This window comes from Bacillus timonensis (genome assembly GCF_004799755.1).
Lineage (GTDB): Bacteria > Bacillota > Bacilli > Bacillales > Bacillaceae_L > Ferdinandcohnia > Ferdinandcohnia timonensis_A.
The window spans coordinates 192,549-202,791 of sequence record NZ_SLUB01000003.1; the positions used below are offsets into that span (position 1 = coordinate 192,549).

Annotated in this window: 6 protein-coding genes, 21 tRNA genes and 2 rRNA genes; 4 read left to right on the forward strand and 25 right to left on the reverse strand. The window is 40.7% G+C overall.

Annotation, left to right across the window (positions count from 1 at the left end):
- Positions 1 to 323: 323 nt before the first annotated feature.
- Positions 324 to 1,259, forward strand: a complete 936-nt coding sequence (locus E1I69_RS03310) for a 1,4-dihydroxy-2-naphthoate polyprenyltransferase (protein WP_136378202.1) — start codon at positions 324 to 326, stop codon at positions 1,257 to 1,259.
- Positions 1,260 to 1,386: 127 nt separating this feature from the next.
- On the forward strand, positions 1,387 to 2,142 hold the full coding sequence (locus E1I69_RS03315) for a yteA family sporulation protein (protein WP_136378203.1): 756 nt from the start codon (positions 1,387 to 1,389) through the stop codon (positions 2,140 to 2,142).
- A gap of 39 nt (positions 2,143 to 2,181) precedes the next feature.
- Here the strand turns inward: E1I69_RS03315 and E1I69_RS03320 are convergent, their stop codons facing one another.
- Positions 2,182 to 4,593: a penicillin acylase family protein gene (locus E1I69_RS03320; RefSeq protein ID WP_136378204.1), complete on the reverse strand. Its 2,412-nt coding sequence runs from the start codon at positions 4,591 to 4,593 to the stop codon at positions 2,182 to 2,184.
- 193 nt (positions 4,594 to 4,786) lie between these two features.
- Between E1I69_RS03320 and E1I69_RS03325 the strand changes: the two genes are divergently transcribed.
- Together E1I69_RS03325 and E1I69_RS24655 are read left to right on the forward strand one after the other, a co-directional pair.
- Entirely contained in the window at positions 4,787 to 5,581 is a 795-nt protein-coding gene (locus E1I69_RS03325) for a TIGR00266 family protein (protein ID WP_136378205.1), read from the forward strand.
- A gap of 52 nt (positions 5,582 to 5,633) precedes the next feature.
- A complete protein-coding gene (locus E1I69_RS24655; RefSeq protein ID WP_165439136.1) occupies positions 5,634 to 5,810 on the forward strand; it encodes a hypothetical protein in 177 nt (58 codons plus the stop codon).
- Positions 5,811 to 5,956: 146 nt separating this feature from the next.
- Here the strand turns inward: E1I69_RS24655 and E1I69_RS03330 are convergent, their stop codons facing one another.
- The 24 genes from E1I69_RS03330 to E1I69_RS03445 all read right to left on the reverse strand — a co-directional run.
- On the reverse strand, positions 5,957 to 7,171 hold the full coding sequence (locus tag E1I69_RS03330) for an ISL3 family transposase (RefSeq protein ID WP_136378206.1): 1,215 nt from the start codon (positions 7,169 to 7,171) through the stop codon (positions 5,957 to 5,959).
- 184 nt (positions 7,172 to 7,355) lie between these two features.
- A tRNA-Glu gene (locus E1I69_RS03335) sits at positions 7,356 to 7,427 on the reverse strand.
- Positions 7,428 to 7,449: 22 nt separating this feature from the next.
- Positions 7,450 to 7,540 (reverse strand) — tRNA-Ser (locus tag E1I69_RS03340).
- Positions 7,541 to 7,545: 5 nt separating this feature from the next.
- Positions 7,546 to 7,620, reverse strand: a tRNA-Asn gene (locus tag E1I69_RS03345).
- Positions 7,621 to 7,629: 9 nt separating this feature from the next.
- Positions 7,630 to 7,706, reverse strand: a tRNA-Ile gene (locus E1I69_RS03350).
- A 13-nt stretch (positions 7,707 to 7,719) separates the two neighbouring features.
- Positions 7,720 to 7,793: transfer RNA gene (locus E1I69_RS03355), tRNA-Gly, on the reverse strand.
- Between the two features lie 6 nt (positions 7,794 to 7,799).
- Positions 7,800 to 7,875 (reverse strand) — tRNA-His (locus E1I69_RS03360).
- A 26-nt stretch (positions 7,876 to 7,901) separates the two neighbouring features.
- Positions 7,902 to 7,974: transfer RNA gene (locus E1I69_RS03365), tRNA-Phe, on the reverse strand.
- Between the two features lie 8 nt (positions 7,975 to 7,982).
- A tRNA-Asp gene (locus tag E1I69_RS03370) sits at positions 7,983 to 8,058 on the reverse strand.
- Positions 8,059 to 8,142: 84 nt separating this feature from the next.
- Positions 8,143 to 8,219: transfer RNA gene (locus tag E1I69_RS03375), tRNA-Met, on the reverse strand.
- A gap of 45 nt (positions 8,220 to 8,264) precedes the next feature.
- Positions 8,265 to 8,357 (reverse strand) — tRNA-Ser (locus tag E1I69_RS03380).
- Between the two features lie 19 nt (positions 8,358 to 8,376).
- Positions 8,377 to 8,453 (reverse strand) — tRNA-Ile (locus E1I69_RS03385).
- A 19-nt stretch (positions 8,454 to 8,472) separates the two neighbouring features.
- Positions 8,473 to 8,549, reverse strand: a tRNA-Met gene (locus E1I69_RS03390).
- 31 nt (positions 8,550 to 8,580) lie between these two features.
- Positions 8,581 to 8,656, reverse strand: a tRNA-Ala gene (locus E1I69_RS03395).
- A gap of 11 nt (positions 8,657 to 8,667) precedes the next feature.
- Positions 8,668 to 8,744: transfer RNA gene (locus E1I69_RS03400), tRNA-Pro, on the reverse strand.
- A 5-nt stretch (positions 8,745 to 8,749) separates the two neighbouring features.
- Positions 8,750 to 8,826, reverse strand: a tRNA-Arg gene (locus E1I69_RS03405).
- A 13-nt stretch (positions 8,827 to 8,839) separates the two neighbouring features.
- Positions 8,840 to 8,928, reverse strand: a tRNA-Leu gene (locus E1I69_RS03410).
- 14 nt (positions 8,929 to 8,942) lie between these two features.
- Positions 8,943 to 9,017 (reverse strand) — tRNA-Gly (locus E1I69_RS03415).
- A 4-nt stretch (positions 9,018 to 9,021) separates the two neighbouring features.
- A tRNA-Leu gene (locus E1I69_RS03420) sits at positions 9,022 to 9,102 on the reverse strand.
- A gap of 13 nt (positions 9,103 to 9,115) precedes the next feature.
- Positions 9,116 to 9,191, reverse strand: a tRNA-Lys gene (locus tag E1I69_RS03425).
- 165 nt (positions 9,192 to 9,356) lie between these two features.
- Positions 9,357 to 9,432: transfer RNA gene (locus E1I69_RS03430), tRNA-Thr, on the reverse strand.
- 162 nt (positions 9,433 to 9,594) lie between these two features.
- Positions 9,595 to 9,670 (reverse strand) — tRNA-Val (locus E1I69_RS03435).
- A gap of 10 nt (positions 9,671 to 9,680) precedes the next feature.
- Positions 9,681 to 9,796, reverse strand: a 5S ribosomal RNA gene (gene rrf / locus E1I69_RS03440).
- Between the two features lie 98 nt (positions 9,797 to 9,894).
- Positions 9,895 to 10,243: ribosomal RNA gene (locus E1I69_RS03445) — 23S ribosomal RNA — on the reverse strand; the annotation flags it as partial.

The following is a 10,243-nucleotide window of genomic DNA, read 5'->3' on the forward strand; positions in this document are numbered from 1 at the left end:
ATTGTTTATAGTATATCATTTAAAATGAATCAAGCTCTTGATAAGCACTCTATATTATCTAGGTATAACTTATTATTAAAAACTGCCTTTACGATATACCTCATAATGAATTGTTGTCAACAAACTTGATTCTACCATACCTGCAATACACTGACCACTTACTTCCTTATTATTATGTAATTTACGTGAAGTTAGTCTGCTGGGTAAAAGGATCATAAGGTTGATATGTCTTTTTTGTAACTTTAAACCATTGACAGTACTTGTCCAATTCACTAAACTGTACTTTGGATATACATGAGCTTTGTCGTGAGAGGAGAAAACTTATGCAATCAGGACTTCAGTCAAATCAGAAGCTTTCCAAAAAGCCTTCTAGTGGTTTTCAGGTATGGTGGAGACTCATGCGGCCACATACACTAACTGCATCATTTGTTCCAGTCATTTTAGGGACAGTTCTTGCACTATTGGAAACATCTATTCATATAGGTCTATTCTTAACAATGTTACTCGCATGTCTTCTAATTCAAGCGGCAACTAATATGATAAATGAGTATTTTGATTACAAACGCGGTCTTGATACTGCAGACTCGGTCGGAATTGGCGGTACAATTGTTCGAGATGGAATTAAGCCTAAGGTTATTTTAAACCTTGCATTTTCTTTCTTTGGAATTGCTGCACTATTAGGTGTTTATATTTGTATGAATAGTAGTTGGTGGTTGGCATTAGTGGGGACTATTTGTATGTCGGTAGGTTATTTATATACTGGAGGTCCACTCCCTATTTCATCTACACCATTTGGAGAACTAGCAGCTGGTTTCTTTATGGGCATGATTATTATTTTAATATCGTTTTTCATCCAAACCAGTACAGTTACGACCACAAGTATTTTAATTTCAATTCCAATTATGATTCTTGTTGGTGCTATCAATATGTCAAACAATATTCGTGATTTGGATGGCGATAAAAAGAATGGACGTCGCACTTTGCCGATTTTATTAGGAAGAACCAAGGCAATCAAGTTCTTTGCTGGTTTGCTTTTCATTTCCTATATGTGGATCATCGTTTTGGCATTTATCGGGATTGCTTCATTTTGGACTCTTCTTGTATTCATAAGTGTTCCAAAAGCCATTAAAGCAGTAACAGGATTTATTGGTAAATCTGAACCAATTCAAATGATGCCAGCAATGAAGGCAACTGCTCAAACAAATACAATTTTTGGATTCCTTTTATCTATTGGAATCTTTATCGGGTACTTCTTTTAAAACACGATTTTGATATCGTGTTTTTTCTTTTTATCCCTTTCACTTTTTTACATTTATGATTTTCGTGTTTATGTAAATAATACATAACAAGATTCAATACGAACTCATTTTGGAAGGAGTGCTTACAATGTTATCAAATGAGCAATTATCAACCTTCCGTTCACAGTTGATAAAGGCAAAAAAAGAGGTTGAAGAACAGTTAGATGATGGGGATCATTTTGATTTGGAGCAAGGTCACTATCATGAATCCATGGGTGAACTCTCCCTTTATGATAATCATCCTGCAGACCAAGGAACAGATTTGTATGAACGCGAAAAAGATATTGCCTTAAATGAACATATTGAAAAACAATTAAAAGACATTGAGTCCGCATTGCAAGCGATCGACGAAGGACGATATGGCATTTGTGAAAAATGCGGTAAAGACATAGCACTTGATCGTCTAGACGCGATTCCAACAACTACTTATTGTGTAGAACATAGTCCTAATCAAGTCGTTTCCCATAATCGACCTATTGAAGAAGGCGTATTAATGCCACCATTTGGGAAGTTCGTGGATGAGGAAGATAATGTAGCGTATGATGCAGAGGATTCATGGCAGGACGTCGCGAGGTACGGAACATCTGAATCTCCTTCAGACCTTGTAGATCCCGTTGACAGTTATAATGAGGTGTTCATTGAATCTGATGAGAATGTAGGCTATGTTGAGGATTATGAGAACTTTGTTGGAACAGATATTGAAGGAAAAGAGATTATCATCTATCCAAATAGCCAGCATGAACGATATGAAGAAGTGCTAGAGGAAGAAGGAATTATGACGATGTTTGGAGACCTTCCTCCATATGAAAAAGAACCTTATACAAAGGACGAAGCCGAAGATTAAAAATGAAAAGCAGTGGAAAAATTCCCACTGCTTTTTATCTTACTTAGCTGGATGTAAAACAAGCTTATAACTATTCTCTTTATACTTCTCTTTATTGGTATAGGTGATATGGTAATTCCCTGTTGTCCAATCCGTAATTTGATCATGATAAAATGTACTTAAAACATGGCCAGATTGGCCTGGACCAACCACATTATAGCTTTCTTCCATGTTTGCTAAGTCAATGACAGATCTCCAAGCCGCTCCATGGGTAATTGCACCTGTATCACGGTTAAAGCTTGCAGCTGCAACTGTGACCCCACTTCCCCCCATTGATACAGCTTCATTGCTATTAAATAAATAGTTTAACGGTGTAATGGCAGACAATGGGTGATTAAACGGAACCTGGTGGAATTCACCCCAAGACCATTTACTTGGTTTGTCCCCTTGCTTTTCGATGGCAAATTCAACTGCCCTTTTAAAAGACTCAACTGTTACCTGTTCTATACCACCTGCCTCAGATAACCATATCCCTTCATGTCCATTTTTTGCATCTCGAATCATTTGGTCTACAATTTGAGATTTTCCTTCAAACAAGTTATCGATTTCCTTAGGAATGGATTCTTCAAATAGGACATTTGCAAATTCCTCCATCCATTTATGAAAGACTAAAGGCTCGCCATCTTCTATTCGGTCCACAAAATCCCAAGCCTCAAACTCCTTTATAACCGTTTTATCAATGTCTCTAAGCCCATCTTCGCTGTTTGATACTACATCTATTAAAAACGGAACAAACTCTTCAGCCTGCAGATTATGCTGATCAAATTGAAGTTTAAGCATATCCTTTGCCGTTAACACTTTCTTACTTGACAATACATCTTGAATCCGTTGCTGTCGATAAGGCTGAGCCCACGTATTTGTAATATGATAAGGATATTCATCCTTCGCAATTTTATTGTTTGCGGTAGAGATAAAACCTTCCTCCGGGTTCACAATCGTAGGAAGTTCATCCCAAGGAATATATCCCTCCCACTCGTATTCATCTGTCCATCCTGGTACAGGTACAGAACTATCTCCTTTCTTTCGAATTGGGATTAACCCATTTGCTCGATAGGCAATCGTTCCGTCTTTAGCTGCAAAAACAAAGTTTTGAGCAGGTGTATGAAAATATGTAAGAGCTTCTTTAAATTCAGTCCAGTTTTTCGCCTGATTAAACATCAACACCGCTTCTAGTTCAGTCGAAGCATCAAGTGCAGTCCATCTTAATGCTAAAGCTGTTTCCTCCTTGTGATCATGAGTAAATTCAGAAATGATTGGACCATGTCTTGTAACCTGGACTTGATATGGGATTGTATCCCCATCCTTTACTTTTATTGGCTCCTCAATAATGGTGGCTTCTTCCCAGTTCCCCATATACTCAAACTGATTAGGATTGTCCGGATTCCTTCTTTCAATATATAAATCCTGGACATCAGGACCCACGTTTGTAACTCCCCACGCTATATGTTCATTACGTCCTAATATGATTCCTGGGACACCGGCAAATATCACACCACTAACGTTCACTTCATCACTTTGCAAATGCGTTTCATACCAAATTGATGGTGTAGCTAATGCGAGATGTGGATCATCGGCTAGGATTGGCATACCCGATTCTGATTTCACACCACTAACCACCCAGTTATTACTCCCATTAAACTCATTTGGAAACGGAGCAGTTGCTATACTTTTTGAAATATCAACGGGATGATCTCTCATTGCTTGAATAACAGTTGCACCTTCTTCAGGATAGGTCGGGAACAATTCTAGTAATTTTTCGTCTGATACATGCTGTGCCATATAATAGCGAAATGCCTGCCCTTTATAATGTCCCCCTAAATCGTAGGCCATGTATTTTCCAATGGTAAGAGAATCAATGGGACTCCATTCAGTCGGTTCATATCCTGCCAGAGTAAATTCGACAGGCAATGTATTCTTTTCCTTTGCTTCCAATATAAAAGCATTTACGCCATCTGCATAAGATTGGAGAACAGACTTAGCTTCGTCTGAATATCCTTCATATGATATTTTTGCAGCCCTTCTTAGACCAAGAGTTCTAAAATACTTATCTTGATCAACAAGAGAAGAACCAATTACTTCACTTAGCTCTCCTGAAGCCTGTTTTCTACTTAAATCCATTTGAAATAAACGATCCTGTGCCGTAACGTACCCTTGAGCGAAATACAAATCATGATTATTTTTTGCAACAATATGTGGAACCCCATTTTGATCGCGGATTACTTCTACTTTATCTGTTATTCCTGCAACCGAAACGTTTCCCTCAATCATAGGTAAACTTTTTCTTAAAAATAAATAGCCTATTATAATGCTTGCTATTAGAAGGAGTATGATAACGATTCCTGTTAATAAAACTGCCCTCCAACGCTTCTTTCTTGGCCATAACCGTCTTTTTATAATGATTTCCGAACTCATACAATCCCCCTTCGCTTTAATTATTTCAAGAAAATTCTAAATATATTATAGTACTCCTATTTCAATTTGTCATGGATATCCTCAACTAGAATTAACATTTTTTTCATACTTCATTTACAATCTTAAAGGATAATACTAGTAAATGACGAATTACTTCTTTGTATATATTTTGGAGAAAGAAAGGAAGAACCGGATGAACGCACATGAGATCGAATATAAACTTTATGGAGACGATATGCAGTTTGTTGAAATCGAATTAGATCCAAGTGAAAGTGTCATTGCCGAAGCTGGTGCCATGATGATGATGGAAGATGGCATTTCGATGGAAACAATATTCGGTGACGGCTCAGGATCTGCAGGTGGAGGTCTTTTTGGAAAACTATTAGGGGCTGGTAAAAGGGTACTCACAGGAGAAAGTCTATTTATGACTGTCTTTACAAATAGCAATATGGGGAAAAAACATGTTTCCTTTGCTGCACCCTATCCAGGGAAAATCATTCCTGTTGATTTAAGCATGCTAGGTGGCAAAGTAGTTTGTCAAAAGGATGCGTTTTTATGTGCAGCAAAAGGGGTTTCAGTTGGCATTGATTTTCAAAGAAAATTAGGAACTGGCTTCTTTGGTGGAGAAGGATTTATCATGCAAAAATTAGAAGGAGATGGTCTAGCATTTTTACATGCAGGTGGTACCATACATAAAAAAGAACTTCAACCTGGGGAAATCCTTAGAATCGATACAGGTTGCCTAGTCGGATTAACAAGAGATGTCGATTATAGCATTGAGTATGTAGGAAAAATTAAAACCGCTTTTTTTGGTGGTGAAGGTCTATTCTATGCTACTGTTAGAGGCCCTGGTACGGTATGGATACAATCACTACCATTTAGCCGCCTAGCAGACCGAATTTTTGCGAGTGCACCTAGAAATGGTGGAAGCACAGGTGAAGGGAGTATTCTAGGAGGACTTGGTAATTTTCTAAATGGGGATAATTAATAAAAGAATAATTAAATGAAGAACTGGGAGGATAATAGATGGAGGTGTAGAGATGAGACGAAAAAAAGAAGTTGAAGATTTCAACGGTGAAGCTCCATTATTTGATGGGCCAGACGATAAAATTCTTGCTTTTGATATGTTTCGTGGAGTATCTCCTGGTATCTTTTCTGATGTGGACTTAGATAACCCTGCACAAAAAATCGAAGAGGATTTTATGCCCAAAGATTAGTACACCTGGCAACAGGTGTTTTTTTTTTAGGTTCTAAGTCAAATGTTGGGGTTTTAGGCTACCGCGCTTCACTTGGTGGCCTCAATAAAAAATGATGGATGGTACCATTCATCATTTTTTATTGAGGAAAATGCCCCACAACCTGGTTAACCAATATGTACCCCTATTCTTTTATACTTGTGTGTTAATAAGATTTTAGCCCTAAAGCGTTCAAACACTCTAAATCCATAAGCATTTCGCTTTAGAACTTTGGTGGAATTATTAATTCCCTCTAAAAATCCATTTGAATATTCATAGGCAAAACTATTTAATACTTCAACTTGCCAATTTTGTATGGTCTTTATGGCTTTACTCATCTCTGGTATCTTTGAATCCTCAATAAACTTATATAATTCTTCTAATTCTTTTTTAACTAAACTAATCTGGCTTTTTCCATTTTCCTTGGCCCGTGAAAACCAAGAACGATAAGCCTCTTTGATTTCATATGCTCTTCTGAGTTCACTGGACATTTCCAAGTATCGCTCTAAATGCCAACGTTCATCCTTAGTTAAGCGCTGGCTATCTTTATGAAATACATGTTTCATACGTTTACACTTTTTTCGGTCGTATCCATGAAACTCATTTTGTATTCGGCGTCTTACTCCATCAAGCCCCCAATAAATGTAACGACAAAAATGAAACCTATCAGCTACAATAACGGGTTTAGCCAATGCCTCTTGAACGGCTGCTTTAAAGGAATGATTCATATCCATGATGACGATTTGAACCCTAGATCCATGCTTTCTCAAGTAGTCCTTAATCGTACGTTTATAGCGATTTGGTAGAATATCAATCGGTTCTTTTGTAATCCCATCCGCAATGATTAACTGATATTTTCCTTCCCGGGTGTCACCTTTGTATTCATCAATGGCTATAACTGTTGGTAACTCTTCCACAGGACGAATTTCACTTCGGGATATTTGATCGAATCTACGTATAATGGTTGAAGGAGAACATCCATAGATCTCGGCCGTTTCCTTGAACGTTTTTCCTTTAATCGCTTTTATCGATATTGCTTGATTCCACTCTATTGAAGTACGCTGATAACGCATGACAAAAGGGTTTTTCTCCGAAAAACGTTTTCCGCATTCACAGACATAACGTCTACGCTTATAAAAGATTTGAGTTTTTCTTTCAAACCACTTTAAGTGTTGAATTTTTTGCACACGATAGTCATGAACCTTACTCGTTCTTTGATTACATTTGGGACACCGGTGTACTTTTCGTTCCATTTCAACGTACAGTCGTACTACTTCGCCCACTTCTTCAACTTTGGTTAAGATAGCCCCTTTTAATCCAGGAATAATCATGGTAAAATCCATATAGCACGCAACTCCATTCTTTAGACTTGTTTCTAGTCAATTCAAGTATAAAAGAATGAAGAGTTTGCGTGTTTTTTTATGCACACAAATTTTTTCTAAACCCCAACAAATATTATAGAGCCTTTTTTATAGAAGATTTCTATAAAAAATAAAAAACGCCATGAGATATTCTCATAACGCTTGATGACCCGTACGGGATTCGAACCCGTGTTACCGCCGTGAAAGGGCGGTGTCTTAACCGCTTGACCAACGGGCCAGAAAATATATTAAAATCGTCATGGCGGAGAAGGAGGGATTTGAACCCTCGCGCCGCTTACGCGACCTACACCCTTAGCAGGGGCGCCTCTTCAGCCACTTGAGTACTTCCCCAAAAATGGCTCCGCAGGTAGGATTCGAACCTACGACCGATCGGTTAACAGCCGATAGCTCTACCACTGAGCTACTGCGGAATAAAAATATGGTGGGCCTAAATGGACTCGAACCATCGACCTCACGCTTATCAGGCGTGCGCTCTAACCAGCTGAGCTATAGGCCCATTATGATAAAATTGGAGCGGGTGATGAGAATCGAACTCACGACATCAGCTTGGAAGGCTGAGGTTTTACCATTAAACTACACCCGCATTATATGGGGCGGCTGATGGGAATCGAACCCACGAATGTCGGAACCACAATCCGATGCGTTAACCACTTCGCCACAGCCGCCATTAATTTTTTAAAAAATAATAAGGTGGCTCAGGACGGAATCGAACCGCCGACACAAGGATTTTCAGTCCTTTGCTCTACCGACTGAGCTACTGAGCCACTACATATGGCGGTCCCGACCGGGATCGAACCGGCGATCTCCTGCGTGACAGGCAGGCATGTTAACCGCTACACCACGGGACCATTTTAAAATAATTAATCTATCATTTTTAAAACTGACACGATTATTATCTTACGATAATATTTTTGCTTTGTCAACATTTTTTTTGGTTGCGGGGGCAGGATTTGAACCTACGACCTTCGGGTTATGAGCCCGACGAGCTACCAGACTGCTCCACCCCGCGATAATAGAAAATATATAAAATTTAACTATTCTTAAATAATAAATATGGCGGAGGAAGAGGGATTCGAACCCCCGCGGGCTTTAACACCCCTGTCGGTTTTCAAGACCGATCCCTTCAGCCGGACTTGGGTATTCCTCCACATATAAGAAGTTGTAGATGGTGGACCTTGTAGGACTCGAACCTACGACCGGACGGTTATGAGCCGTCTGCTCTAACCAGCTGAGCTAAAGGTCCGTAGTGCTGTTAAATTTAATGGTAGCGGCGGAGGGGATCGAACCCCCGACCTCACGGGTATGAACCGTACGCTCTAGCCAGCTGAGCTACACCGCCATGGATAATATCATTACATTTTTAAAATCGTTGGTGGAGCCTAGCGGGATCGAACCGCTGACCTCCTGCGTGCAAAGCAGGCGCTCTCCCAGCTGAGCTAAGGCCCCAATTTGTTAAATGGTCGGGAAGACAGGATTCGAACCTGCGACCCCTTGGTCCCAAACCAAGTGCTCTACCAAGCTGAGCTACTTCCCGTAATATGGCGCGCCCGAAAGGAGTCGAACCCATAACCTTCTGATCCGTAGTCAGACGCTCTATCCAATTGAGCTACGGGCGCATTATTATTCAAATGGTGCCGAGGACCGGAATCGAACCGGTACGGTAGTCACCTACCGCAGGATTTTAAGTCCTGTGCGTCTGCCAGTTCCGCCACCCCGGCATTGTAAGTTTCTTTGGAGCGGAAGACGGGATTCGAACCCGCGACCCCCACCTTGGCAAGGTGGTGTTCTACCACTGAACTACTTCCGCATAATGCGGGTGAAGGGACTCGAACCCCCACGTCAAAGACACTAGATCCTAAGTCTAGCGCGTCTGCCAATTCCGCCACACCCGCAAAACTATTTAAATGGTGAGCCATGAAGGACTCGAACCTTCGACCCTCTGATTAAAAGTCAGATGCTCTACCGACTGAGCTAATGGCTCGTACAAAAGATTGGGTAATAATGAAATCCGGTACTCGTATTAAAGTACATCTTCGACGTCCCAATCTCGGAAAGTCAATTCAAGTAGCAGCTCGATTGGTACGCTGAAGTATTACTTCGAAGCTTATTCGATTGTGCTCTACCGACTGAGCTAATGGCTCACAAGTGGTGCCGGCGATAGGAGTCGAACCCACGACCTACTGATTACAAGTCAGTTGCTCTACCAACTGAGCTACACCGGCATTATTAAGATCTCAAACCACTGAGGATTTGATTGAGATATGTCGTCCTAATCTCAGAAAGCTTATTCAAGAAGCAGTTCGATTAGTACGCTGAAGTAATTTCAAGAAGCTTATTCGGTCGTGCTCTACCAACTGAGCTACACCGGCAAAAGTTAAAATTAATGGTGGAGGATGACGGGATCGAACCGCCGACCCCCTGCTTGTAAGGCAGGTGCTCTCCCAGCTGAGCTAATCCTCCATCTTCTCCAACCTAGCGACGTCCTACTCTCACAGGGACAAAGTCCCAACTACCATCGGCGCAGAGAAGCTTAACTTCCGTGTTCGGTATGGGAACGGGTGTGACCTTCTCGCCATCGTCACTAGATAAGGTAAAGACAAGATATATTATACTATCTTCACAATAAATTTCAAGAGAAAATTTTCATTCCCTCAAAACTAGATAACGCTCCAACATTCATCATTTTGGTTAAGTCCTCGATCGATTAGTATCAGTCAGCTGCACATGTCACCATGCTTCCACCTCTGACCTATCAACCTCGTCATCTTCGAGGGATCTTACTAGTTTAACACTATGGGAAATCTCATCTTGAGGGGGGCTTCATGCTTAGATGCTTTCAGCACTTATCCCTTCCACACATAGCTACCCAGCTATGCCCTTGGCAGGACAACTGGTACACCAGCGGTGTGTCCATCCCGGTCCTCTCGTACTAAGGACAGCTCCTCTCAAATTTCCTACGCCCACGACGGATAGGGACCGAACTGTCTCACGACGTTCTGAACCCAGCTCGCGTACCGCTTTAATGGGCGAACA